General features: G+C 63.6%; 25 protein-coding genes and 1 pseudogene. 21 read left to right on the top strand and 5 right to left on the bottom strand.

The features are described from left to right. Positions 1-14: 14 nt before the first annotated feature. From AB3X94_RS19185 to AB3X94_RS19170, 4 genes are all read left to right on the top strand, one after another. Positions 15-1,034, top strand: a complete 1,020-nt coding sequence (locus AB3X94_RS19185) for a succinylglutamate desuccinylase/aspartoacylase family protein (RefSeq protein WP_176107544.1) — start codon at positions 15-17, stop codon at positions 1,032-1,034. 289 nt (positions 1,035-1,323) lie between these two features. Continuing rightward, positions 1,324-1,638, top strand: a complete 315-nt coding sequence (locus AB3X94_RS19180; protein WP_176107545.1) for a DUF4148 domain-containing protein — start codon at positions 1,324-1,326, stop codon at positions 1,636-1,638. Between the two features lie 644 nt (positions 1,639-2,282). Next, positions 2,283-2,801, top strand: a complete 519-nt coding sequence (locus AB3X94_RS19175; RefSeq protein WP_368612366.1) for a DUF2778 domain-containing protein — start codon at positions 2,283-2,285, stop codon at positions 2,799-2,801. Continuing rightward, positions 2,782-3,039 carry a hypothetical protein gene (locus AB3X94_RS19170; protein WP_176107547.1) on the top strand — a complete coding sequence of 86 codons (258 nt, stop codon included), beginning with the start codon at positions 2,782-2,784 and terminating at the stop codon, positions 3,037-3,039. Before AB3X94_RS19175 ends, AB3X94_RS19170 begins: the two co-directional genes overlap by 20 nt. Positions 3,040-3,072: 33 nt before the next feature. On the opposite strand, the pseudogene AB3X94_RS19165 reads toward AB3X94_RS19170, so the two are convergent. Then, a pseudogene (locus AB3X94_RS19165) lies at positions 3,073-3,699 on the bottom strand (alkaline phosphatase PhoX); the annotation flags it as partial. Between the two features lie 226 nt (positions 3,700-3,925). Between AB3X94_RS19165 and AB3X94_RS19160 the strand changes: the two are divergent. From AB3X94_RS19160 to AB3X94_RS19095, 14 genes are all read left to right on the top strand, one after another. Beyond that, positions 3,926-4,477, top strand: coding sequence for a GNAT family N-acetyltransferase (locus tag AB3X94_RS19160; protein WP_176107548.1), 552 nt, complete (start codon positions 3,926-3,928; stop codon positions 4,475-4,477). An 82-nt stretch (positions 4,478-4,559) separates the two neighbouring features. After that, the gene (locus tag AB3X94_RS19155) at positions 4,560-5,447 is read left to right on the top strand and encodes an ABC transporter substrate-binding protein (RefSeq protein WP_246392170.1); all 888 of its coding nucleotides are present in this window, start codon (positions 4,560-4,562) and stop codon (positions 5,445-5,447) included. A gap of 43 nt (positions 5,448-5,490) precedes the next feature. Next, the gene (locus AB3X94_RS19150; protein ID WP_368612365.1) at positions 5,491-6,492 is read left to right on the top strand and encodes an LLM class flavin-dependent oxidoreductase; all 1,002 of its coding nucleotides are present in this window, start codon (positions 5,491-5,493) and stop codon (positions 6,490-6,492) included. Between the two features lie 38 nt (positions 6,493-6,530). Further along, positions 6,531-7,901, top strand: coding sequence for an LLM class flavin-dependent oxidoreductase (locus AB3X94_RS19145; RefSeq protein WP_176107551.1), 1,371 nt, complete (start codon positions 6,531-6,533; stop codon positions 7,899-7,901). 19 nt (positions 7,902-7,920) lie between these two features. After that, positions 7,921-9,723, top strand: coding sequence for an amino acid ABC transporter permease/ATP-binding protein (locus AB3X94_RS19140; protein ID WP_176107552.1), 1,803 nt, complete (start codon positions 7,921-7,923; stop codon positions 9,721-9,723). 20 nt (positions 9,724-9,743) lie between these two features. Further along, a complete protein-coding gene (locus tag AB3X94_RS19135) occupies positions 9,744-10,697 on the top strand; it encodes an ABC transporter substrate-binding protein (RefSeq protein ID WP_176107553.1) in 954 nt (317 codons plus the stop codon). A 152-nt stretch (positions 10,698-10,849) separates the two neighbouring features. Then, positions 10,850-11,746, top strand: a complete 897-nt coding sequence (locus AB3X94_RS19130; protein ID WP_368612364.1) for a TauD/TfdA dioxygenase family protein — start codon at positions 10,850-10,852, stop codon at positions 11,744-11,746. A gap of 54 nt (positions 11,747-11,800) precedes the next feature. Then, on the top strand, positions 11,801-12,844 hold the full coding sequence (locus AB3X94_RS19125; protein WP_176107555.1) for an ABC transporter substrate-binding protein: 1,044 nt from the start codon (positions 11,801-11,803) through the stop codon (positions 12,842-12,844). Positions 12,845-12,929: 85 nt separating this feature from the next. Then, entirely contained in the window at positions 12,930-13,760 is an 831-nt protein-coding gene (locus AB3X94_RS19120; RefSeq protein ID WP_368612363.1) for an ABC transporter ATP-binding protein, read from the top strand. Next, the gene (locus AB3X94_RS19115; protein ID WP_368612362.1) at positions 13,757-14,635 is read left to right on the top strand and encodes an ABC transporter permease; all 879 of its coding nucleotides are present in this window, start codon (positions 13,757-13,759) and stop codon (positions 14,633-14,635) included. Before AB3X94_RS19120 ends, AB3X94_RS19115 begins: the two co-directional genes overlap by 4 nt. 217 nt (positions 14,636-14,852) lie before the next feature. Then, complete coding sequence (locus AB3X94_RS19110) at positions 14,853-16,259, top strand: selenium-binding protein SBP56-related protein (RefSeq protein WP_368612361.1); 1,407 nt, start codon at positions 14,853-14,855, stop codon at positions 16,257-16,259. Continuing rightward, positions 16,256-16,939, top strand: coding sequence for a hypothetical protein (locus AB3X94_RS19105; protein ID WP_176367532.1), 684 nt, complete (start codon positions 16,256-16,258; stop codon positions 16,937-16,939). Before AB3X94_RS19110 ends, AB3X94_RS19105 begins: the two co-directional genes overlap by 4 nt. 107 nt (positions 16,940-17,046) lie before the next feature. Next, complete coding sequence (locus tag AB3X94_RS19100) at positions 17,047-17,199, top strand: DUF6496 domain-containing protein (protein WP_176107560.1); 153 nt, start codon at positions 17,047-17,049, stop codon at positions 17,197-17,199. Positions 17,200-17,226: 27 nt separating this feature from the next. After that, a complete protein-coding gene (locus AB3X94_RS19095) occupies positions 17,227-17,889 on the top strand; it encodes a UdgX family uracil-DNA binding protein (protein ID WP_176107561.1) in 663 nt (220 codons plus the stop codon). Here the strand turns inward: AB3X94_RS19095 and AB3X94_RS19090 are convergent. Together AB3X94_RS19090 and AB3X94_RS19085 are read right to left on the bottom strand one after the other, a co-directional pair. Then, entirely contained in the window at positions 17,881-18,792 is a 912-nt protein-coding gene (locus AB3X94_RS19090) for a DUF72 domain-containing protein (RefSeq protein WP_368612475.1), read from the bottom strand. The two genes, AB3X94_RS19095 and AB3X94_RS19090, sit on opposite strands and share 9 nt — an antisense overlap. 23 nt (positions 18,793-18,815) lie before the next feature. Then, entirely contained in the window at positions 18,816-19,049 is a 234-nt protein-coding gene (locus tag AB3X94_RS19085; RefSeq protein WP_176107563.1) for a DUF2795 domain-containing protein, read from the bottom strand. Between the two features lie 156 nt (positions 19,050-19,205). On the opposite strand from AB3X94_RS19085, the gene AB3X94_RS19080 reads away from it, so the two are divergent. After that, positions 19,206-20,144, top strand: a complete 939-nt coding sequence (locus AB3X94_RS19080) for an NADP-dependent oxidoreductase (protein WP_368612360.1) — start codon at positions 19,206-19,208, stop codon at positions 20,142-20,144. A gap of 28 nt (positions 20,145-20,172) precedes the next feature. Here AB3X94_RS19080 and AB3X94_RS19075 read toward each other — a convergent pair whose 3' ends face one another. Then, entirely contained in the window at positions 20,173-20,673 is a 501-nt protein-coding gene (locus AB3X94_RS19075) for a MarR family winged helix-turn-helix transcriptional regulator (protein WP_176107565.1), read from the bottom strand. 187 nt (positions 20,674-20,860) lie between these two features. Between AB3X94_RS19075 and AB3X94_RS19070 the strand changes: the two genes are divergently transcribed. Beyond that, complete coding sequence (locus AB3X94_RS19070) at positions 20,861-21,991, top strand: Rieske 2Fe-2S domain-containing protein (RefSeq protein WP_368612359.1); 1,131 nt, start codon at positions 20,861-20,863, stop codon at positions 21,989-21,991. Beyond that, the gene (locus AB3X94_RS19065) at positions 21,988-22,953 is read left to right on the top strand and encodes a 2Fe-2S iron-sulfur cluster-binding protein (protein WP_368612358.1); all 966 of its coding nucleotides are present in this window, start codon (positions 21,988-21,990) and stop codon (positions 22,951-22,953) included. The genes AB3X94_RS19070 and AB3X94_RS19065 overlap by 4 nt, the downstream gene beginning before the upstream one ends. Before the next feature lie 38 nt (positions 22,954-22,991). Here the strand turns inward: AB3X94_RS19065 and AB3X94_RS19060 are convergent, their stop codons facing one another. Further along, complete coding sequence (locus AB3X94_RS19060) at positions 22,992-25,448, bottom strand: penicillin acylase family protein (protein WP_368612357.1); 2,457 nt, start codon at positions 25,446-25,448, stop codon at positions 22,992-22,994. Positions 25,449-25,599 lie beyond the last annotated feature (151 nt).

Raw genomic sequence — 25,599 nt, 5'->3', positions numbered from 1 at the left:
GCGCGAGCGAAGCAATGAGTTCAACCCTTACGCCGAGCAATCCGATTCGCAGTGAACTCGATCTGGATGCTCAGGGCAAGCATGCGGGCTATCTGCGGCTGCCGCATTCCGTGCATCGGTCCGCGTATGGCTGGCTGCCGATTCCGATCGCTTCGATACGCAATGGCACGGGTCCGGTCGTGCTGATCATGGCCGGCAATCATGGCGACGAGTACGAAGGACAGATCCTCGTGTCGACGCTGATTCGCGAAACCGACGCGGCCCAGGTTGCCGGTCAACTGATCCTGTTGCCGCAAGCGAATGCGCCAGCGGCCGAGGCGGGCCTTCGCACGTCACCGCTCGACGACGGCAATCTCAACCGCACGTTTCCGGGCGATCCGCAAGGTTCTCCGACGCAGGTGATCGCGCATTACATCGAGCATGTTCTGCTCGCGCGCGCGGACTATCTGATCGATCTTCATTCCGGCGGCAGCTCGCTGCTTTATCGCGGCAACAACATGCTCGCGATCGATCCGCGCGACGACGCAGAGAATGAGCGGCTGCAACGCGCATTACGCGCTTTCGGGTTGCCGAACGCGTTTTTGCATGCGGAGAACCCGGTGCATGCGGCGACTGCCGCGCGCCGGCAAGGGGCGCTGTCGATCACGGCTGAGCTGGGCGGTGGCGGGACAGTCGATGCCGCGCTGCTTCGCGAAGCGCGCCACGGCCTGCTGCACTTTCTCGGCGCGATCGGCGCATTGAGCGGCCCGCTCGTGCCCGATGCGCCGCCGGCCGACACGCGCTTCCTGCGCGTCGCGGGCGCGCGTCACTATGTGTACGCATACGACAACGGTCTGTTCGAGCCGCTGGTTGAACTCGGCGAGCGGGTGGTCGCAGGGCAGCCCGCGGCGCGCATTCATTTCCCGGACACGCCGCTCAAAGAGCCGGTGACCTGTCATTTCGCGAGCGATGGCGAAGTCGTATGCAAGCGGGTGCCCGCGCTTGTCAGGCGAGGGGATTGCCTATTTCATCTCGCTGAAGAAGTGGTCCGCTGAAGCGGGTGGGGGCGCATTTGGATCGCTTGACGCTGTCTCGACCGACGTCCGCGAGACGCCGGCACCTGCCAGCGCGGCACGCGCTTGGCGTTCGTGCGATAGCCAGTTGCCCTCACCAAGGCCGCTTCGCGTCGCCGGAAGGGCATTCGCGCGAAGATGCCAGCATTCTGCTGCCAATTGGAACAATGCCTTCGAATACTAGGGGTTAACCCTTGGGCGGAAGGCTCCTAGACTTTCGCTGTCGGTGCAGACACGTTGTCGCACCGCTAACAAAAGTCGATGGAGCATCATGAAGTCCCTCATCCAAGCCGTTGCAGTTGCCGTTGCAGTCGTAGTGCCGGTTGCCTCGTTCGCCCAGTCGAACGGCCCGGTTACCCGCGCCCAGGTGCGCGCGGAACTTGTTCAGCTTCAGAAGGCGGGTTATCGCGGTGGTGATGGCGATCAAGCGCACTATCCAGACGCGATCCAAGCCGCAGAAGCGAAGGTCGCCGCGCAGCAAGTTGCAACAAACGGTGGTTACGGCGGTGCCGCAAGTGGTTCGTCGGACGAAGGTCGCCCGGCGGTGTCGAAGGCTGACTGGAACGCGATGTACAACCACCCGTAACTTGACGGTGTTGAGCGCCTGAGCGGATGTGCGCATGTGCGCATGTGCGCGATTCCGGATTTCGCACGGCCCTTCCGCGCTCTGCGTTGTCGGAGTCGGGTTTAACGTCTGTATTCCGCGATCATTGGCGCTCACACACGCTAAAGAAACGGCGGCAACGGGTCCTTGCATTTACTGTCTCGCGCGATACCACTGCGATAGCTTCATGATCGTCGCATAAGACAGCGCCGCCACGATCAGTTCAATCGTCTGCCTCCAGACCTTCGCAATTGCTCCCCAGAGCTTCACGATTTTCCTGCGACGAACCTTTATTCGCCCAGGAGAGTTGACGACCATCACCCACGCCCCGGGCTTTTCGGAGTCGTCTGAAACCTGCACTCGGCACATGCACCTAGTATTGAACTGTCGCCTCGCGGTATGTCGTTCCCGCTGCGGTGGCGGTTCTTTTGGCTCTTCTATCTGTGATGCAAATTTTTTGCGCGCCCCTGTGGCGCGTCTTTTTTGCCCCGGCGAAAGCAGCGGCCAATCCGGAATCGACCTGTAGCGCGCCAGTGGCACGCGCGCTTACGGTCAAGGCTCACCAACTCGAGGAACCTATGAAGGATGCAATGACCTACAGCCAGCGCAGTCAGGAGGCGTGACACATGGCCTATACGGGAAAATTTCTGGTGAATAACGAGCCTCTTTCACCACTCACCTTTTTGGGCGTCGGCACGTTCAACGCCTATTCAGGCAATGACCGATATCGCAATCGCGGCGGGTGCACGGCAGTTCTCGAGAACGGCCCGCTTCCCGCCGGTACATACTGGATCGTGGACCGCCCCACAGGTGGCATCCGTTCACAGGCTTACGCATTTGAAAAAGACGTGTTGAATGCCGTTTCCGGCCATCCGTCGAATCACGGTGACTGGTTCGCCCTGTATCGGGATGACGGCAGCATTGATGACTTTACGTGGGTCAATGGTGTCAAGCGTGGGCAGTTCCGGTTGCATCCGGCAGGCGGGCACGGCACCTCCCTCGGCTGCATCACCCTGCCGAGCCTTACGGATTTCATGATAATCCGCAACGCGCTGCTGCACACCGTGAAAATTCCCGCGCGCACTTCGGGCCTGCGCGCCTATGGAACAATTGAGGTCATCACATATGGCAGCACTTGCCCGTAGACTGTTTAAGTTCACGTTGTTTTTGGCACTGTTCGTTCTATCAGTTCTTTATGTCCGCCCGTATCCCTACGAGTGGACAGATAGCGAGGCGCGTGCATGGCTGTATTGCTCGCAATCACTTGGCATCCGTGACCCTGATGACCTCTATTACGTGGTGTGGGTGACGATCGAACTGATCGTGGCGGCGCTGGCCTATCTGGCAATTATCAAGATATGGCGGTGGTATCGCACGAATTAGATGAAGCTCCTTCACGGAAGCTTCTTTACCCCGAACCGAAAAGACGGCGCCCGATGAAATGCCCTTGTCGAGCGCGATATCGGACGAATGGTCGTTGCCCCGCACCATCGACGCCGTGATCTGCGACATGGCCGAATACAGAATCTTGTCTTTCGCGTTGACCGTCGTACCTTCGAGTTTCGTAAAGCCCATGCTCGCGCCGCGCAGTGCGGCGTAGCGGTGCGCCTCCAGGAAGGCGGCGGCTTTTTCCATGCCAGGCTTCAGGCGGATCCAGTTGAATTTGGCGCCGAAGTGAATCCGGGTGAACGTCGGATCGGTAGGCGGGTTCTTCTCGTCGGTGACGATGTCCATGATGTCCGTGATGGTCAGCGTATCGGCGAGCGCCTCGATTTCATCGCTGGTCGCGTGACCGATTTTGAGCCACGTCAGCGTCGCGGCGCCGGCACCCGCCGACGAGCTTTGCGCCCACTTGGCGACATACAGCGTGCCGGCCGACAGGTCGGCTTCTTTGTCCGCGATGAACATGAACAGGCCGCCGTTGGTCGCGTCATCGCCCATCAGCACGGTGCGCTTGTCGGGCATCACCTGAATCAGCTCATGCGAAATGCGGCCGAGGCAGTAATGCTTCTTTACCGTACCCGTGCCGTCAGGGTGCACGGTATTTGACAGCAGCTTGTAATGTTTTCGGCAAGCTGTTGTCACCGTGTTTCGACCGAAGCATCCCGGCGTGCCATGGGCGTTGCGCTACGCAATTGCAGCGCGTTTGCCGCCATCGCAGCCAATCGCGAGACCAGATAAAGATAGAGAAATTGCTTGGTTAGCGGCGACGCGGCTGCACGCTATCGTATGAGCTCCTGACTATCCGACGACCTCGTGTCGATCGTTCATGAGCACTCTCGTCGTTGACACCACGCCACTCGATCCCCGCGCGCAACCGCTGCTCGACGCGCTGCTGCACGAATACGCGACCCGCTACGAAGATTATCGAAAGGACGGCGGCGCGGCCGCCGCGCAGGAGATGGCGCGCTATCCGGCCGACCTGTTCGCACCGCCGCACGGCGCATTCATTCTGCTGATTCGCGACGGCGAGACGATCGGGGGCGGCGCGTTCAAGCGCTACGACGCGCGTACCGCGGAACTCAAACGCATCTGGACGCGCGACGATCTGCGCCGCCAGGGACTCGCGCGACAGGTCGTGCGGGAACTGGAAGCGCGTGCGCTCGCGCAGGGCTACTCGCGCATCTATCTGACTACCGGTTTCAAGCAGCCCGAAGCATGGGCGCTTTACGAACGCACCGGCTATACGAAGCTGTTCGATACCGCGTTGCCTCCCGAAGTGCACGTGCATCTTCGCTTCGGCAAGAACCTGCTCGCGCCGCTACGCATCGACACGCTCGACGACCTGCGCGCGAAAGACGCCGATCTGGCCGTCCGCTAATCGCGGCACTCCTATCTCCTCACACTTCGACGGATATCTCATGAAAACAGGTCTGCAGTTGTCGTCGCTCGTATTGGCGGCCATGTTCTATGTCAGCGGCAACGCGTTCGCCGCGACGGGCTTCGATCTGAGTCCCGACCAGCACGGCCGCGTGCGCGCCGAACAGGATGCAGCCGCGGCCAAGGCGGTGCCGGCGAACTTCCCGTTCGTCGCGAAAGACGAACTGACCGTCGGCATCGTCGTCGCGCATCCGCCGATCAGCACCTATGCCACCGATGCGAAGACCGTGGTCGGCTTCGATCCCGATCTCGCGCAACTCGTCGCGGACAGCCTCGGCCGCAAGCTCAATGTCGTGATCCTCGCGTGGCCGGACTGGCCGCTCGCGCTCGCTTCCGGCAAGGTCGACGCGGTGATTTCGAACGTGACCGTGACCGAGGAGCGCAAGGCAAAGTTCGACTTCTCGACCTACCGGCGCGACGAGGTCGGCTTCTTCGTGAAGACCGACAGCCCGATCAGATCGATCCGCGAACCCAAGGATGTCGCGGGCCTGCGCGTGATTACCGACGCCGGCACGAACCAGGAAAAGATCCTGCTCGAATGGGACAAGCAGAACGTCGCGCATGGATTGAAGCCGATCCAGGTGCAGTACTACGACGACGATGCGGTCAAATCGGTGGCGCTGCAATCGGGGCGTGCCGACGCGATCTTCAGCGTCAACGCGGCGCTGCTGTACGACTCGGCCACGCATGGCAAGACGCGCCAGGTGGGCACCGTCAGCGGCGGTTGGCCGCGTACCGCCGAAGTCGCGGTAACGACGCGCCGCGGCAGCGGTCTCGCCGCGCCGGTAACGATCGCGCTGAACGATCTGATCGGCAAAGGCCAGTATCGCGCGGTGCTCGAGCGCTGGAATCTCGGCTCCGAAGCGATCGACAAGGCCGCGACCAATCCGCCGGGATTGCCGAAATCCTGAGTGCGTCAGCGCTTTTTCTCTTTCTTCGTCGATCTGCCATCCCATGACCTTTTCGCTATCGCTGCTGGATAAAAGCCCGATTGCCGCGGGTGCGAGCGCGGCCGAGGCGTTGCGCTTCACGGTGTCGCTCGCGAAGCGCGCCGAAGCGCTCGGGTTCAAGCGCTTCTGGATCGCCGAGCATCACGGCGCGCCCAACCTCGCGAGTTCGGCGCCGGAGATCGTCGTCTCGCATGTGCTCGCGCATACGTCGCGGATTCGCGTCGGCTCGGGCGGTGTGATGTTGCAGCACTACAGCCCGTTCAAGGTCGCGGAGACCTTCAGGCTGCTCGCGGCGCTCGCCCCCGGGCGCGTCGATCTCGGCATCGGCAAGGCGCCCGGCGGACTGCCGCAGACCACCCGCGCGCTGCAATGGCTGCACGACAAGAAGAACAAGCCCGCCTTCAACACGCAGCTCGCGCAACTCGATGCGTTTCTCGGCGCGGGCGTCGAACCGGACCATGCGCTCGCCGGCGCGCTCGCGTTTCCTTCTCCGCCGACGCTGCCTGAGCGCATTCTGCTCGGTGGCAGTCCGGATAGCGCGGCGCTCGCGGCAAAGCAGGGCTGGCAGTTCTGCTACGCCGGACACTTCAACGGCGACGAGGCGAACATCGAGCGCACCGTGCAGACGTACCGCGATGCGAGCGGCCGTGCGCCGTTGCTCGCACTGTACGCGGTCGCCGCGGCGACGCGCGACGAAGCCGAACGGCTCACCGGGCCGCTGCGCATCTTCAGGCTGCAACTGGCCAGCGGCCAAAGCCTGAATCTGGCGACGCCCGAAGCCGCGGAAGAATACGCGCGCCAGGCGGGCGCGAGCGGCTACACGATCGAAGAGCGCCATCCGCACGTCGTCAAGGGCACGGCCGACGATGTACGCGACCAGCTCGACGCCTTGAGCCGCCGCTACGGCATCGACGAATTCGTCATCGATTCGCCGTTGCAACACTATCCGGCGCGCCTGCGCTCGGTCGAACTGCTCGGCAGCGCGATCGAGCCGGCCTACGCGTGATCTCTCCAACGAACACTCAACGATTGGCGGACTATCCGATGAGCCATCGCAAACTCAATTTCGGCATCATGCTGCAGGGCGCCGGCAGCCATATGAATTCGTGGAAGCATCCGGCCGGGCCCGCCGATGCGAGCGTGAATCTGAACTTCTTTGTCGATACGGTGCGCAAGGCCGAGGCACACGGCATCGCGTTCGCGTTCGTCGCCGATGGTTTGTACATCAACGAGAAATCGATTCCGCACTTTCTGAACCGCTTCGAACCGATCTCGATCCTGTCGGCGCTCGCGACGGTCACGTCGAAGATCGGGCTTGCGGGCACCGTATCGACGTCGTATAGCGATCCGTTCACCGTCGCGCGCCAGTTCGCGTCGCTCGATCTGATCAGCGGCGGGCGCGCGGGCTGGAACGTCGTCACGACGCCGCTCGAAGGCACCGCGAAGAACTACGGCGGCTCGCATCCCGAGCATGCGCTGCGCTACGAGATCGCCGACGAATACCTGAGCGTCGCACAAGGCCTGTGGGATAGCTGGGACGACGACGCGTTCGTGCGCGACCGCGAGCGCGGCGTGTTCTTCGAACGCGACCGGCTGCACACGCTCGATCACGAGGGCAAGTTCTTCCAGGTGGCGGGGCCGCTCAATATTCAGCGCTCGGCGCAGGGTCAGCCGGTGATTTTCCAGGCGGGCTCGTCGGATGCCGGCATCGCGCTTGCCGGCAAATACGCGGACGCGGTGTTCACGCATTCGGTGTCGATCGAAGAAACGCGCGCGTTCGCGCAGCGCGTGAAAGACAGCGCGGTCGGACATGGCAGAAGCCGCGACGACGTGAAGATCTTCCCCGGCATCAGCCCGATCGTCGGCGCGACACACGAGGAAGCGGAAGCGAAATATCGTGCGATTCGCGAGCTATTGACGATCGACGAAGCGCTCGCGTATCTCGGCCGTTATTTCGATCATCACGACTTCACGCAGTATCCGCTCGACCAACCGTTTCCCGAGCTAGGAGAGATCGGCCGCAACAGTTTCCGTTCGACCACCGACCGCATCAAGGCCGAAGCGCGCAGCAAGGGTTCGACATTGCGCGAGGTCGCGCTCGAAGTCGCCACGCCGCGCACGCATTTTCTCGGCACGCCCGCGCAGATCGCGGACGAGCTGATCCGCTGGCTCGACGCCGGCGCAGCCGACGGTTTCATCCTCGGCTTCGCGGTGCAGGCGCAGGGCCTCGCCGATTTCGTGCGCTACGTAGTCCCCGAGCTCGAACGACGCGGGCGCTATGAGCGCACGTTGACGGGATCGACGCTGCGCGATCATCTCGGCTTGCCGCGCAAGGCGAGCCGCTATGTGGTGGCGGCAGGGTTGGCAAACCCGGCAGACCCGGCCGACACGGCCAACGCGGCTGCCGTGGCCTGAAAGCGCGGAGCAGACGACGATGAACGACACCGCTGAACTCGCGAATCCGCAACTCGCCGCCGCGCACGCCGACACGTTGCGCGAGCGCGCCGACTATCGCATCGTGCCCGCGAAAAACCGCGCACGCCTCGCCGGCACCGTGGCGGCCGTGGCGCTGATCGGCATCGTGCTCGAATCGGTCTTGGGCAATCCGCGCTGGGGGTGGAATGTCTTCGCCCAATGGTTTCTGTCCGAGCCGGTATTGTCCGGGCTCGGCCGCACGCTGCTATTGACCGCGCTCGGCGCGGTGTTCGGCTTCGCGCTCGGCATTCCGATCGCGCTCGCGCGCGTATCGCGTTCGCCGCTGCTCGCGGGCTGCGCATGGGCGTTCGTGTGGCTGTTCCGCTCGATTCCGCTGATCGTGCTGCTGTTGATCCTGAACAATCTCGGCTATCTGTACGAGACGGTACATCTAGGCGTGCCGTTCACGAGCCTCGTCGTTCTCGATGTGCCGACCACCGAGCTGATCAGCCCGTTTCTCGCCGCGGTGCTCGGCCTGACGCTCAATCACGCGGCGTTTTCGGCGGAAGTGATTCGCGGCGGCATTCAGTCGGTGGACCACGGTCAGCTCGAAGCTGCCGCTGCGCTCGGCTTGCCGCGCGAGCGCCAGGCCGGGCGCATCGTGCTGCCGCAGGCGATGCGCGCGATCCTGCCCACCGCGTTCAACGATCTGATCGCGCTCGCGAAGGGCTCGTCGATGGTCTATGTGCTCGCGATGCCGGAGTTGTTCTACACCGTGCAGATCATCTATCGACGCAATCTCGAAGTGATTCCGCTGCTGATGGTCGCGACGGTCTGGTATCTGATCATTCTGACCGTGTTGTCGGCGATACAGGTTTATGTGGAGCGGTATTTCTCGCGCGGCGTCAGGCGTAGCGCGGTGCCGTCCGCTTTCGGCGCGCTGCTGAAAAGCCTGGGTATTGCGCGCGGTGGCGGCGTTGCGCCCGCCGAGCCGCATGGAGAAGCAAAAGACAATGCACGTGCAGGCGCCTGCCTGGATCAACGCTGGGCCGATCAACGCGACGGCGCACGCATCGCGATCCAGCAGGTATCGAAGAGTTTCGGCACGCTGAAGGTGCTCGACAACGTGTCGCTGACGATGCGCCCCGGCAGTGTCACCGTGATTCTCGGCCAATCGGGCTCGGGCAAATCGACACTGCTGCGCACGATCAATCATCTGGAGCGCGTGGACGGCGGACTGATCGACATCGACGGCGAGCTGATCGGCTATCGACGCGATGGCGATACGTTGTATGAGCTCAAGGAGTCAGAGATCCTGCGACGCCGCGTCGAGGTCGGCATGGTGTTTCAGAGCTTCAATCTGTTCCCGCATCTGACCGTGCTGGAAAACATCATCGAGGCGCCGGTCGCGTTGGGACGTTTGTCGCGCGCGGAAGCGGAGAGTCTTGCGCTGAGTCTGCTCGCGCGTGTCGGTCTCGAAGCGAAGGCGCATGCGTGGCCGCGTCAGTTGTCGGGCGGGCAGCAGCAGCGCGTGGCGATTGCGCGCGCGCTGGCGCTGAAACCGAAGGTGCTGCTGTTCGACGAGCCGACTTCGGCGCTCGATCCCGAACTCGTCAACGAGGTGCTCGACGTGATCAAGGCGCTCGCGCGTTCCGGCACGACGATGCTGATCGTCACGCACGAGATCGGCTTTGCGCGCGAAGTGGCCGACACGATTGTGTTCATGGATCGCGGACGCGTGATCGAGTCGGGCCCGCCCGCGCAAGTATTGAACGAACCGCGCCATGCGCGCACGCGCGAGTTTCTGTCGCGCGTCCTGTGATTGCAGACTGATCCCTATCAATGACCCATCGACGTCAATTCATTCTGGCCGGTACGGCGCTCGGCGCGCTGCTCGTGCGCAATGCGCTCGACGTAGCACACGCGGCGCAGGCGCCGCACGGCACGGTGGACCTGAGCCCCGAGCAGCCAGGCCGTGTTCGCGTGCCGAAGAATCCGGCAGCGATCGCGGCTATCGGCAACCACTACCGCTTCGCGAACGACGGCAACTTCACGGTCGCGATTTCGCCGCACCTGCCGCCGACCGCGACCTATGCGACCGATGCGCGTACCGTCGTCGGTTCCGATGCCGACTACGCGCAACTGATCGCCGATTCGCTCGGATTGAAGCTGAACCTCGTGCCGATCGCATGGGCCGACTGGCCGCTCGGCCTCACCTCGGGCAAATACGACGCGGTGATTTCGAACGTCGGCGTCACCGAGCAGCGCAAGGAGAAGTTCGATTTCACGACGTACCGGCAAGGACTGCACGGCTTCTACGTGAAAACCGCGAGTCCGATCAGGAAGATCGCTCAGCCGCAGGATATTGCGGGCCTCCGCCTTATTACGACCTCGGGCACGAACCAGGAAAAGATCATCCTCGAATGGAACCGGCAGAACGTCGCGAAGGGTTTGAAACCGGTCGAGTTCCAGTACTTCGACGATGACGCCGCGAGCCGCATTGCGTTGCTATCGGGCCGCGCCGACGTCGTATTCAATCCGAACGCGCCGCTTGCCTACGATGCGGCCACTACCGGCGCGATCCGCGAGGTGGGTACGCTGAACGCCGGCTGGCCGGCGCGCGCGGATGTGGCGATCGCCACCCGCAAGGGCAGCGGCTTGATGGATGCGCTGACGGTCGCGACGAACGGACTGATCGCGAATGGCGCCTATCGGCGCTCGCTTGCGCACTGGGGCATCGAGTCGGAAGCGTTGGCGCGCTCCGAAAGCAATCCACCGGGTCTGCCGAAATTCTGATGCGCCGAAAGACATTGCAGCATCGGGTTTATCACTCCAGCAGATAACCGTATCGGATTTGCTTCGTTGGCATCGCGCGCGCGGGCCGGTACATTCGTCGCACTGACCGCGCCGTTAGGCGCCCGCTGAATAGTTTCGACGAAGAGACGCCTGTGACGACTACCGCCGCTGCTTTTACCGCTCCCGCTACTGCGACGCAATCCTTCGAGATTCGCGCATTCGATGCGCCGCTCGGCGCCGAAGTGCTCGGCCTCGATCTCGGCCAGCCGCTCGGCGACGACGATTTCGCGCGCATCCACCGCGCGCATCTGGACCACCACGTTCTCGTGTTTCGCGACCAGCGCATCACGCCAGAGCAGCAGATCGCGTTCAGCCGCCGCTTTGGCCCGCTGCAGATTCACGTGCTGCATCAGTTTGGCCTCGCAGGTTATCCCGAGGTGCTGGTCGTATCAAACGTGATCGAGAACGGCAAGCCGGTCGGTCTCGGCGACGCCGGCCACTACTGGCACTCCGACCTGTCGTACAAGGAAAAGCCGAGCCTCGGCTCGTTGCTGCACGCGCAGGAGCTGCCGGCCGAAGGCGGCGATACGCTGTTCGCGAACATGCACCTGGCGTGGGATACGTTGCCCGCGCATCTGCGCAGCGCAGTGGAAGGACGCAGCGCGGAGCACACGTACGTGGCCAAATACGCGGAGTTGCAGAAGCGCAGCCCGTGGCGGCCGAATCTGTCCGCCGAGCAGATCGCGCAGGTGAAGCCGGTCGTGCATCCGATCGTGCGTACGCATCCGGAGACGGGACGCAAGGCGCTGTTCGTCAGCGAGCACTTCACGACGCGCGTGATCGGTTTGCCGGAAGACGAGAGCCGCGCGTTGCTCGACGAGCTGTTCGCGCACAGCGTGCGGCCCGAGCATCTGTACCGGCATCGATGGGCCGAGCACGACATGGTGTTCTGGGACAACCGCTCGTTGATGCACCTGGCCGCCGGCACGCCCGACCATCTGCGCCGCAAGCTGTATCGCACGACGATCGAGGGCGACGTGCCACGCTGAGCGACGCTTTCCATCACAACGACACCGTCACACCGCACGCCGACTGGAGTTTCAATGCTGAGCCGATTTCACCCGACCGCCGCACGGCCGTCGTTTGTCCGCCGTTTGACGGCACTACTGCTGAGTCTGTCGATGGGCGCCGTCGTCAGCGCTCCCGCGCATGCCGAGGGCGAGATTCGCGTGGCCGAGCAGTTCGGCATCGTGTATCTGCTGCTGAACGTGGCGCGCGATCAGCATTTCATCGAAAGCGAAGGGCGCAAGCAGGGCCTCGACATCAAGGTCGATTGGGTCAAGCTGTCGGGCGGCGCGGCGGTCAACGATGCGTTGCTGTCGGGCGCGGTCGATATCGCCGGCGCGGGCGTCGGCCCGCTGCTGACGATCTGGGATCGCACGCACGGCAAGCAGAACGTGAAGGGCGTCGCGTCGCTCGGCAATCTGCCGTACTACCTGGTCAGCAACAATCCCGACGTGAAGACGATCGCTGACTTCACGCAGAAGGACCGCATCGCGCTGCCGGCGGTCAACGTGTCGGTGCAATCGCGCGTGCTGCAATACGCGGCGGCGAAGCGCTGGGGCGACAAGGAATACAACCGGCTCGACAAATACACGCAGGCGTTGCCGCATCCGGACGCGGCCGCGGCGATCATCGCGGGTGGCACTGAAATCACCGGGCATTTCGGCAATCCGCCGTTCCAGGAGCAGGAACTGGCCGGCAATCCGAAGGCGCATATCGTGCTCAATTCGTACGATGTACTCGGCGGCCCGAGCTCGGCGACGGTCCTCTATGCGACCGAAAAATTCCGCCATGACAACCCGAAGACGTATCGCGCGTTCGTCGATGCGCTCGCCGATGCGGCGAAGTACATCAACGCGAATCCGCAGGGCGCGGCCGATATCTATATCCGCACCAATCAGTCGAAGATCGATCGCGACCTGCTCGTGAAAGTCATCACGAACCCGCAGGTGCAGTTCAAGATCGTGCCGCAGAACACCTTCGGGCTCGCGCAGTTCATGTATCGCATCGGCGCGATCAGGAACGAGCCGTCGTCGTGGAAGGACTATTTCTTCGACGATCCGGCGACGGCGGCGGGGAGCTGAGCATGGCGTTGCGCGTTTTCGTGGCGCTGCGCGGTACGCGGCGACACTCGCCGGTCGATCCGGTTCACTCACAGGGAGCGCTTTGATGGTGGCCAATCCCACGCTTCTGTTTCCCGACGACGCCGCACGGAAAGCCGCGGCAACCAGCGGCAAACTGCTCGCGGTCGAGAACGTCAACCTCGAGTACCGCACGCGCGAGCGGATCGTGCGCGCGACGCACGACGTCAGCTTCGACGTCTACGGCGGCGACCGCTTCGTGCTGCTCGGGCCGTCCGGTTGCGGCAAGTCGACGCTGCTGAAGGCGGTGGCCGGTTTCATCGAGCCGAGCGCGGGCAGCATTTCGCTCGACGGTCAGCGCGTGCGCGGACCGGGCGCCGATCGCATCGTCGTGTTTCAGGAGTTCGACCAGTTGCCGCCGTGGAAGACGGTCGTGCAGAACGTCGCGTTTCCGCTCCGAGTCGCGAAGAAACTGTCGAAGGCCGAAGCTCGTGAACGCGCGCTGCATTACCTCGACAAGGTAGGGCTCGCGGCGTTCGCGCACGCGTATCCGCACACGTTGTCGGGCGGCATGAAACAGCGCGTCGCGATCGCGCGTGCGCTCGCGATGCAGCCGCGCGTGCTGCTGATGGACGAACCGTTCGCCGCGCTCGACGCGCTGACGCGCCGCAAGATGCAGGAAGAACTGCTGCGGCTATGGGAAGAGGTGAACTTCACGCTGCTGTTCGTCACGCATTCGATCGAAGAGGCGCTGGTGGTCGGCAACCGGATTCTGCTGCTGTCGCCGCATCCGGGCCGCGTGCGCGCGGAACTGAACAGCCATCAATATTCGCAGGACAGCTTCGGCCGCGCCGATTTTCAGCGCAGCGTCGCGCGGATTCATCACCTGCTGTTCGAACAGACGGAGACAGTGCAATGAGTACCCCTGTCACGTTGCTGCCGCCCGTGCGCGACGAATACGAACGTCCGCTCGAAGCACCCGGCGACCTCGCGACCGAAGCGCCGTTGCCCGCGACGAGGCGGATCTTCGCGCACGGCTGGCTGCGCAAGACACTGATCGCACTCGTGCTGGTCGCCGCGTGGGAAATCGCCGCGCGCGCGATCAACAACGATCTGCTGCTGCCGACCTTCGGCGCGACCCTGAGCGCATTCGTGCATGGCGTGTGGTCCGGCGAACTGCTCGCGAAGACGGCGGTATCGATGTCCGTACTGCTGCGCGGCTATCTGCTCGGCGCCGCGTTTGCGTTCGTGCTGACATCGCTCGCGGTGTCGACGCGCGTGGGCCGCGATCTGCTGTCGATGCTGACCGCGATGTTCAACCCGCTGCCGTCCATCGCGTTGCTGCCGCTCGCGTTGCTGTGGTTCGGGCTCGGCACCGGCAGCCTGCTGTTCGTGCTCGTGCATGCAGTGCTGTGGCCGCTCGCGCTCAATACCTTTTCAGGCTTTCAGTCGGTGCCCGCGACGCTGAGGATGACCGGACGCAATTACGGTCTGACGGGCCTGCGTCATGTGTTGCTGATCCTCGTGCCGGCGGCGCTGCCGTCGATCCTGGCCGGCCTGCGCGTGGGCTGGGCGTTTGCATGGCGCACGCTGATCGCCGCGGAACTCGTGTTCGGCGCGAGTTCGGGCAGCGGCGGGCTGGGCTGGTACATCTTTCAGAATCGCAACGAGCTGTATACGGATCGCGTTTTCGCGGGGCTCGCGGCCGTGATCGTGATCGGTCTGCTGGTCGAGCATCTCGTGTTCGATACGCTCGAACGCGTGACCGTGAGGCGCTGGGGCGTGCAGCAGTAACGCGTTGCGTCGGCTCGAATTCGCGCTTCGCGGCGTCGGCGCGGGCGCTTGCGGCGCGGTTCGCCTAGCCGTCGGATCGCACCCTGCGTTCGGGTGCAAATATCCGGTTGCGTCCGTCGCTATCGTGAACTACAAATGTAAGGTTACGCGCTGGCTCGATTTTTGGCGGGTCAGGCTTCCGTTCAGAACCGTTCAGAACGACAGGGAGAGTGCCGTCATGGGAATGCGCCCCGATCCTACCTTTCATGCATCGCCGAAGCTTGCGATGGATGCGCCGGCGGAAGAATACGCATACACGGTGCTGCTAAGTCCGGATTCCTCGCAGCCCGACGCGCTCGCCGTGATCGACGTGAAGGCCGGTTCTCCGACCTATGGCCAGGTGGTCCACACGGTGCCGGTGCCGAACAAGGGCGACGAATTCCATCACTTCGGCTGGAACGCGTGTTCGTCCGCGTTGTCGCCATTGACGGGCCACGCATTTCTCGAGCGACGCTATCTGATCATTCCGGGCATGCGCTCGTCGCGCATCTATATCGTCGATACGAAGCCGCATCCGACCCAGGCGAAGATTCACAAGATCATCGAGCCAGAGGAAATCTTCCGCAAGACCGGCTATTCGCGTCCGCACACCGTGCATTGCGGACCGGAGGGCATCTACGTGAGCACGCTCGGCGGTGACGGCAAGGACGGCACCGACGGGCCGCCCGGAATCTTCATCATGGATTGCCAAACGTTCGAGGTGTTGGGACGCTGGGAAATCGAGCGCGGCGCGCAGGAAAAGCATTACGACTTCTGGTGGAATCTGCCGCGCGATTACATGGTGTCGACCGAATGGGCGCTGCCGCCGCAATTCGAAAACGGCATCGTGCCGGAAGACCTGCTTTCGAACAAATATGGCCACCGCGTGCACTTCTGGGATCTGCGCGCAAGACGCAACGTGCAGACGCTCGATCTCGGCGCGAACCATCAGATGGCGCTCGAAGTGCGGCCCGCGCACGATCCGAGCCGCGAGTACGGATTTATCGGCGTCGTGGTCGATACCACGAATCTGGAAGGGTCGATCTGGACCTGGTGGCGCGAAGGCGGCCACTTCCACATCGAAAAGACCGCGACCATTCCGCCGGAGCCCGCGCACGCCGACGAGTTGCCGCCGTTGCTGCAAGGTTTCGGCGCGGTGCCGCCGCTCGTCACCGATATCGATCTTTCGATCGACGATAAATTCCTCTACGTCTCGTGCTGGGGCACCGGCGAGATGCGCCAATACGACGTGACCGAACCGCGCAAGCCGAAATTGACGGGCTCGGTGCGCATTGGCGGCATCGAACGTTGCACGCCGCATCCGAACGGCAAGGCTTTCGCCGGCGGTCCGCAGATGGTCGAGATCAGTCGCGATGGCAAGCGCGTCTACTGGACCAACTCGCTCTATTCGACGTGGGACGACCAGTTCTATCCGGACGGTGTGCCCGGCGTGCAAGTGATGGCGCTTGCCGATCCGAATGGCGGTCTCAAACTCGCCGAAGATTACTTCGTCGAATTTCCCGCCGGCTATCGCGCGCACCAGATCCGACTCGAAGGCGGCGACTGTTCTACCGATTCTTTCTGCTATCCGTCGGTGGGCGTTTGAGCGGCTCGGTGTCGCCGCAAGCGGCACTGTGGCTCGCCGTCGTCGCGAGCGGCGTGTACCACGGGCTCAATCCGGCAATGGGGTGGCCGCTCGCGGTGTCGAACGCGCTGATGCAGAGGCGCTCGCAAGCGCTGGTCGTCGCGCTTCTTTACCTCGCGGCCGGGCACGCGCTCGCGATACTGCTGATGATGCTGCCGTTCGCGATGCTTGCGAGCTTGCTTGCGTGGCAGCGTCAGATGCAGATCGGCGCGAGTTTGCTGGTGATCGGCTTCGGTCTGGTGTTGCTGATGCGCCGCCGTCATCCGCGCGTGCTGGCGAGAATTCCGCCATCTCGGCTCGCGCTATGGTCGTTCGCGGTGGCGATCGCGCACGGGGCCGGCTTGATGCTGGTGCCAATCTATCTCGGTCTGTGCCGCGCCGACGCGATGGACAGCGCGCACCAAGCCGCCCAGGCGCTGATCGAAACGAGTTTGCGCATGGCGCTGTCGGTCTCCGCCGTGCATGCGGCGACGATGACGATCGCCGGCGGCGTGCTCGCGTGGCTCGTTTATCGCTATCTCGGACTCAGGTTCGTGTCGCGCAGCTGGTTCAATCTCGATGCGGTGTGGGCGTCGAGTCTGATTCTGGTGGGGGGCGTGTCGCTGGCGTTGAATGCGTCGGCAACGGGCGTTTCCGGGTGACTTCGACGAACTCGCGGGCACAGCGTATGCTGCGCAGTTTCGGTGCAGGAACGCCATTCCGTGCGGGTCCTGATTTTTCCTTTCGTCATCTACACCCGGAGAAGATCATGCCGCTGAAGAAAGGTACATCGAAAGAGACCGTGTCGCACAACATCAAGACCGAGACGAAGCATGGCAAGCCGCACAAGCAGGCTGTCGCGATCGCATTGAACCAGGCGCGCAAGTCGGGCGCGAAGATTCCGAAGAAGAGCGAGAAATAACCTGCTTCGGCACGCACGCTCGTACCCATGACCGACAAGCCGCAGAAAAAGCGCGCGCATGGCGACGCGCAATCGGAGCCAGCGGATGTCGAACCCGATCAGCATCCGGCAAAGCTCGGCGATTGCCGCCGTTGCGCGCTCTGGCGCAACGCGACTCAGGCCGTGCCCGGCGAAGGGCAGCGGCATGCGTCGATCGTGCTGGTCGGCGAGCAGCCCGGCGATATGGAAGACCTGCAGGGCAAGCCCTTCGTCGGGCCGGCCGGGGCGTTGCTCGACCGAGCGCTCGAAGAAGCCGGCGTCAAGCGCAACGACGTATACGTGACGAACGCGGTCAAGCATTTCAAGTGGATTGCTCGCGGCAAGCGTCGTTTGCATAAAACGCCCGCTCAGCGCGAAGTCGAAGCATGCAGCTACTGGCTCGAACAGGAACTCGACATGCCGGATGTGCGCGTGGTCGTCGCACTCGGGGCGACCGCGTTGAAAGCGGTTGTCGACGATCCGCACGCGCGTTTGCAGGACGCGTTCGACAAAACGCTCGAACGCGGCGAGAAGCGTGTGGTCGCGACGTACCATCCGTCGTATGCGCTGCGCGCGCCGGACCCCGAAACCCGTCGCGAAGTGTACGAGCGCATCGTCGCGGCGCTGCGCACCGCGCAGAAGCTGGCCCACGGCGGCAAGCGATCAGGGTAATGCTGGCGCTTGCGTCGCTTGCATTCCGAGGTCTTTCATCAATCGTTGCGCGTCGAACGGCGCCCGCGCTTTTACGTCATTGTCGAAGTAGCAGTAGACGTCTCGCGTGGCCCGCCGGCGCGGCGCGAGTTGCGGCGCGATCAATCGCGCGTCGGCCGGTTGTGAGCCGCCGCGCCATGCATCGATTCGCTCGGCCCATCGTTGCAGAGCTTCGTCCCCATATGAACCGGAGTATTTGGCTTCGCTGCCGTGCAGGCGGATATAGACGAAGTCCGCCGTCAGATCTTCGGCGACGGGCCACGGTTCGGTGGAATCGGAAACGACGAGCCCGACGCCGTATTGCCGCAGCAAGGCCACGAACGCCGGATCGACGAAGCTCGCGTGGCGCACTTCGACCGCGTGACGCAACACCCGCTTGCGATCGATGTCGACGTAGGGCGTCTTGACCCGCTTATCGTGTTGACTGGCGAGTGCCGCTGCGCTCGCGGTGTCGGGCGGCAACTCGTGCAGAAAGCGCTCCATTGCGTCGGGCTCGAATCGGAAGGACGGCGGAAATTGCCACAGGATCGGACCGAGCTTTTCGTTCAACGCGAGCAGGCCCTGCGCGAAGAAGTTCGCGATGCCGACGCGCGCGCTCGCATCGCGAAACCGCAGCATATGAGTCAGATAGCGCGCGCCTTTGATGCCAAACACGAAGCCGTCAGGCGTTTGCGCATACCAGCGCTGCCAGCTATCGAGCGATTGAAGGCTGTAATGCGTGCCGTTGATTTCTATCGTGCCGAATAGCGCCGACGCGTACTGCAATTGCGCTGCATGTTTCAGATCCTCGGGGTAAAAGCTGCCGCGCCAACCCTGATAGCGCCAGCCGGAAATGCCGATGCGCACATCGCCGGTCTTCTTCATTCGCTCGTCGAGTGTGGCGTGCGTCATTGAATACGCGCGATTTCCTTCGCGACCGAGGCCGGACTGTCGAAATTGTGATCGGGCAGACGGTCGACCAGATCGACGATGTCGGTATTCGCGTGATTCTTGCGCGCCTGCGCGACCAGCTTTTCGCGCGTGGTCGGGTAATTCACGCCACTGAGTGCCTTTTCGATGTCAGCGGGATTCGGCTGGCCGGGATGACGATGATCCTGGGAATGAGCGGGGTGCTGTGACATGGTTCCTCCTTGAATGAGTACATCACGACTGCGCGCCTATCGTTACGTGCCGCATATGTCGTGCCGCGGCTCGGTGGCTCGTTGAGGAACGCGGCTTGCGGTCAGCCGGAAAACGCAGCGCCGCTGACACACGACCTTTTAAGGAGAAGGCTCATCATGAGCACGATGCTCGCTTATCGCATTCACAGCTTCGGCGGTCCCGAGGTGTTCAAGGCCGAGGAGATCGAGATCCCCGAGCCAGGCGCCGGCCAGGTGCTGGTGCGCGTGCGCGCGGCCGGCGCCAATCCGGTCGACCTGAAGACACGCGCGGGCCAGTACCCGTTGATCCGCGAAGAACAGCTGCCCTATACGCTGGGGCGCGATTTTTCCGGTGTGGTCGAACGGGTCGGCGAGGGCGCCGCGCAATGGCGCGCGGGTGAGAAGGTGTATGGCTTCGTTGGCCAGGGACAGGGTGCGTACGCGGAATTCGTCGTCGTGCCCGCGAGTGCGCTAGCGCATGCGCCCGAAAAACTGGACGCGGGGACCGCGGGCGCCGTGCCGCTCGCCGCGTTGACCGCGTGGCAGGGCCTGTTCGAGCACGGCTGCCTCGAAGCGGGCTGCCGGGTGCTGATTCACGCGGGCGCGGGCGGCGTTGGACATTTCGCCGTGCAGTTCGCGAGGCAGAAGGGCGCGCAAGTGTACGCGACGGCGTCCGGCGACGGCATCGAGTTCGTGCGCTCGCTCGGCGCGGATCGCGTGATCGACTATCACGCGCAGCGTTTCGAAGACGTCGCGCGAGATATGGACCTCGTGTTCGATCTGGTCGGCGGCGATACGCAGCGCCGCTCGTGGTCGGCGGTCGCGACCGGCGGCGCGCTGATCTCGACGCTCAACGAGCCGTCGCAGACCGAGGCGTCGAGTCATGGCGCGCGGGCCGCGCGTTACACCGCGCGGCCCGACGGGCGGCAATTGACCGAGATCGCGTCGTTGATCAATAACGGCAGCGTGCGTGTCGTGGTCGCCGAACGGTTTTCGTTCGATGCCACGGCCAGGGCGCTGGAACGGCTCGCGAAAGGCCACGTGCGCGGCAAGATCGTGGTGGACATCGCGCCGTAGCACGGACAGCGCGCAGGATGCCAGCGGGCTAGTCCGGAGTCGCGTCGTCGCTCGCACTGCGCAGCGGCGCGCGGCTCTGGTCGTTATTCAGATGCACGAACTTTCTCAATAGCCTCAATAGCTCTCGCGCATCCTCGTCGCCCATGCCGTCGAGCAGGCCGTGATTGAGCGCGTTGACGCCGGGGATCAATTCATCGAGCAACTGCTCTCCTGCCGGCGTCAGTAACAGACGACGCTGGCGGCGCGGCAGAACTTCGCGCACGATCCAGCCTTTCGCTTCGAGCCGCACTGCGATATCGGCGGTGGTCGACGTGTCGAGACCGACTCGCTGCGCGAGCGTAACCTGATCGAGTCCGGGCAATTCCTGCAGCATTCTGAGCACCGCATATTGCACGGGCGTCACCTCGCGCCCGATCAGATCATGAAACATGGACACGGAAATCTGATGCGCGCGTCGGATCAGATGGCCGGGCTGGTCGTACAGATCGATGCTGATCGCGGAAGTGCTGGTATCGGTTGAAGTGACCATATTAGTTCTGAAGACCTGGTGCCCTTTCGTAGCGAATGGAAATGGCAAATTGATCTTCGTGTTACCTGATTGAAAGTTGGTCTAGGGGAAAACCTTCATTTAATCATTAAAGGCTCATTGAGTACACTGAATCTCATTGAGTGAGCTGAATGAAGTGCGCGAACTAACAACAAGGAGTGAGACTGACATGTTTCCCAAGAACGCGTGGTACGTCGCATGTATGCCCGATGAAGTCGCGGACAAGCCGCTCGGCCGGCAGATCTGCGGCGAGCCGATGGTTCTCTATCGCAACGCGGAAGGCGCCGTAGTGGCGCTCGAAGACTTCTGTCCGCATCGTGGTGCGCCGCTGTCGCTCGGTTTCGTGCGCGACGGCACGCTCGTGTGCGGCTATCACGGACTCGAAATGGGCTGTCAGGGCAAGGCGACCGGCATGCCGGGCCAACGCGTCAACGGCTTTCCGTCGATTCGCCATTATCCGGTGATCGAGCGCTACGGCTTCGTCTGGGTGTGGCCCGGCGATGCGACGCAGGCCGATGCCGCCAAACTGCATCATCTGGAATGGGCCGAGAGTGCCGAATGGGCATATGGCGGTGGTCTTTATCACATCCGCTGCGATTACCGGCTGATGATCGACAACCTGATGGATCTGACGCACGAGACCTATGTGCACGCGAACAGCATCGGGCAAAAGGAAATCGACGAAGCCGCGCCGAAAACCGTGGCCGAAGGCGATACCGTGCGCACGAGCCGTTTCATGGAAAACGTCGCGGCGCCGCCGTTCTGGAAGATGGCGTTGCGCGGCAATGGTCTCGCCGACGACGTGCCCGTCGACCGCTGGCAGATCTGCCACTTCACGCCGCCGAGTCACGTGCTGATCGAGGTAGGGGTCGCGCATGCCGGGCATGGCGGCTATCACGCGCCGGCTGACAAGAAGGCGTCGTCGATCGTGGTGGATTTCATCACGCCTGAAACCGAAACATCGATCTGGTATTTCTGGGGCATGGCGCGCAATTTCCGTCCCGACGATGCCGCGCTGACCGCCAGCATCCGCGAAGGACAGGGCAAGATCTTCAGCGAAGATCTGGAGATGCTCGAACGTCAGCAGCAGAACCTGCTGCGCTGGCCCGAGCGCAATCTGCTGAAACTCAATATCGATGCGGGCGGTGTGATGTCGCGTCGTGTGATCGATCGGCTCGTCGCGCAGGAGCGCGCGGAGACCGGCGCACCGCAGGCTGACGCGCCCCGGGCTGACGCGCCCCGGGCTGACGCGCCCCGGGCTGAAGTGACGCGCGTCATTCCGGTGCGGACGGCGACATGAATCATCCCATGCTGAATGTGGTGGTCGCGCGTCGGCGCGACGAAGCGCCCGGTATCGCCAGCTTCGAACTCGCGAGCGAAAGCGGTCAGGCGTTGCCCGCTTTCGACGCCGGCTCGCACGTCGACGTGCATTTGCCCAACGGGCTCGTGCGTCAGTACTCGTTGTGCAACGATCCGCGCGAAACGCATCGCTATCTGATCGCTGTGCTGCGCGACGAAGCGGGACGCGGCGGATCGAAAGCGGTGCACGATTTGCTTCGCGAGGGCGATCGCCTGCAGATCAGCGCGCCGCGCAATCATTTCGCGCTCGCTGACGATGCGGCACATCATCTGCTGCTCGCGGGCGGCATCGGTGTCACGCCGATTCTTTGCATGGCCGAGCGGCTTGCCGCCACGGGCGCTTCGTTCGACATGCACTATTGCACGCGCTCGAAGGAACGCACGGCGTTCGTCGAGCGTCTTGCACAAGCTGGCTTCGCGAAGTCGGTCCAGCTTCATCACGATGACCATCCTGGCGGCTCGACGTTCGATATCGAACAGACGCTAAGCGATGCACCGCCCGGCACGCATCTGTATGTGTGCGGTCCGCGCGGCTTCATGGATTTCGTGCTCGAGACCGCGCGCGCAAAGGGCTGGCCGGAAAACAGGCTGCACTACGAGTTTTTCGGCGCGGCCGCGAATCAGCCGGCGACGGGCGGCAGCTTCCAGGTGCGCATCGCGAGCAGCGGCGCGACGATCGACGTGCCGCCCGAATGCACGGTGGTTCAGGCGCTGGCCGCGTATGGCGTCGAAGTGATCACGTCGTGCGAGATGGGTGTGTGCGGCACCTGTTTGACGCGAGTGCTGTCTGGCGAGCCAGATCACCAGGATTCTTATCTGACCGACGAGGAGCGCGCGGCGAACGATCAGTTCCTGCCGTGCTGCTCGCGCGCCAGATCGCCGCTGCTGGTGCTCGATCTGTGATCTTCTGCGGACGACGGGCGGGTCGCCCGTCATACCGCTTATTGCCCTTTCCCCTCGGAGTCCGACGAACTAACCGTGCGCACATTCAACGCCGGGTCGCGCGCAATCGCTTCTTCGGAGAACGGAAAAATCGTCCAGCGCTGGGCCGCGTAATGGCGCGTGCCGTCGGCATAGTGCGGCGACGCCGGATCGTCGGATTCAGACGGCGCGAGCAGCGTGCGGGCGATCACCTGATCGTCCGAGAACCACACGATCTGCAGATACGTGTCGCCCATCGGCTTGACGTTCATCGAATAGCCGCTCGCGTCGAATGGATGCGCGGCACACGCGGAGGTGAAATAGCCACCGGCGTCGCAACCGCCGAATAGCGGAATGCGCTCGTCATTGCGTTGCACGTAGAGGGCGGCGCTACGCGGCGCATCGATCGCGATGCCAGCGCGTTGCAGTGCCGCGAGCGCATCATGCAGCGCGGCGGCGAGCTTCGCCGGATCGGCGGCGATGCCCGCGGGCGTGGTCAACGGCTTCGCGGGATCGAACGGCACCGCGTATAACTGCGCGGGCGGAATCGTCAGCAGACGTCGCCACAGTTCGTCCCACAAGGTTGCACCCGCTGCGCCAGCCGCGGCCGTATCGTCCCATGCGGCCAGTACTTTGCACGCCGCGCGCTGTTGCTCCGGGTTCGGGTCGGCCGGCAGGGCCGCGAGCGCGCTGCTGTTGCACAGACGGTCGAGCGCGGGCTGCTTGAACAGCAACGCCGACATCGAGCGACTGTCGAGCGCCGCGCGGCCGAGTGCATCGGCGGAAACGCCATGCGGATCGTTCTGCAATTGCGCGGCGATCGTATGGCCGAGTCGTGTGCGCAGCGTCTGCGGCGTGTCGGTCGCGCCGATGATCTTCGCGTAGCCCGTCATTGGTGCGGCCGGGTTGGTGAGCCAGTAGCTGTCGTTGAAGTTGCCGACATAGTCGCGCCGAAGCAGCGACGGCATCCGCGCGACCGGCAACGCACGGTGCTGTACCGCGCCAGGCTCGTCGCGCCAGTCGCAGTCGCTGCGCGAGCCGTCGAGGACCGGCACGCCGGGCATGATCTGCGCCAGTGCCCGGCCGACCGGCGGCGTGCAACGTTGCGCCAGCTCGTCGGGCACGTCCGGGGTCGCGCCGATGTCCGCGTACCACACGCGCGGATCGTCGCGGCCGATCGCGAGCGTGTTGACCCACGGCACCGCCGCGTTCTTCTTCTGGATGCGGATGAAATCGTCGAGCGAGGTCGCCTGATTCCATTCGAGGAAGTTTTCGAACGTGCGGAAATTGTCGGTATTGATATCGCGCAGCGCGAAGGCCTGCTGCGCATTCCACGCTAGCGCGGGCGACATCGCGCGGAGGTTGACGAGCGGTCCGAAGCGCGAGCGATACAGCGTGCGCGACACGGTATGCAGCGAACCGTCGGCGGCGCGCACTGCGACGTTCACGCGCGTCGGCGTCATCGCTACGCTGTTGCCGTCGACCTGATACCGGGTCGGCGCGCCAGCTTCGAGCGTCAGCTTGAACAGGCCAAAGCGCTTCGCGGTGGATACGGTATGCGTCCACGCGACGTTGTCGTTGAAGCCGATCACGATCAGCGGCACGCCGAGAAACGACACGCCGCTGACGTTCAGCTTACCGGGAATAGTGAGTTGAGCCTGGTAGAAGCGATCGGGGCCGGTCCAGAACCAGTGCGGATTGCCGAGCAACAGCGCGCTGCCGGTGTGCGTCGCGTCTGCGCCGAACGCGAGGGCGTTGCTGCCGATGCCAGCATGGCCGCCGAAGTCGGCGAGCGGTGCAGCGACGTCGGCGTCACCCTGCAACCCGCTTTGCGGCGCGCTCGGCATTGCCTGTGGCGGTTGCGCGGTCGCGATCGCATTGATGAAGCGGGCCTCGCCACCGGCCAGATTCGCCGCGATCTGACGCCGGTAGACGTCCGCGTTGCTGATCTTGCCGAGCCACGGCGCCGCGCGGCAGGCCGCATGCGCGCCCGGAAAGTCGCCGTGCGCCAGATCGGCCACGTAGCGGTTATAGCCGGCGACGAAGCCGTCGATCAGCGCGCGCATGTCCTCGGTCTGGCTTTTGCGGTAGCGCGCGACGGTCGCATCGTCGACGATGAAACGGAAGAAGAAATCCGAGTCGAGGTTGTCGGGCTGGCCGAACGTCGCGCCTAACGCGGGGCGCGCGTCGGCGCCGAAGAAGCGCGAACGTTCGCCGCGATAGGTGACGAAGCTTTCGGTCATCGTGCACAGATTGTCCTGGGCCTGCGCGTAGCCGTACCCGTAGCCGAGGCTGCCCCAGTCGTCGGCTTTGATGTGCGGAATGCCGAGCGCGGTGCGGCGGATATCGGCGCGATAGGGGCCGGTATGCGCGACGTTGTCGGTGTCCGGACTCGCGCAGCCTTGCAGAGCGGCGGCGAGGGGCAGAGCGACCAGCAGGCCGGCGAGGCGGCGGAGCAGCGAGACGTTCGAACGCATGGCTTTTTCGGTCGGGCGGACGTTGATTGGTGATGCGCGTGGCGCTCTCGCGAGCTTAGCGGGTAGTTGAAGGCGGGTCACCGTGGTGAAGCCCAAAAACGACAAAGCCCGCTGGTCGGCGGGCTTCGGGCGCAACTTTTAATGCGAGTGC

Origin of the sequence: Paraburkholderia sp. BR10923 (genome assembly GCF_040948765.1) — a bacterium.
Lineage (GTDB): Bacteria > Pseudomonadota > Gammaproteobacteria > Burkholderiales > Burkholderiaceae > Paraburkholderia > Paraburkholderia youngii.
This window is presented reverse-complemented; position numbering and strand designations above follow the sequence as displayed.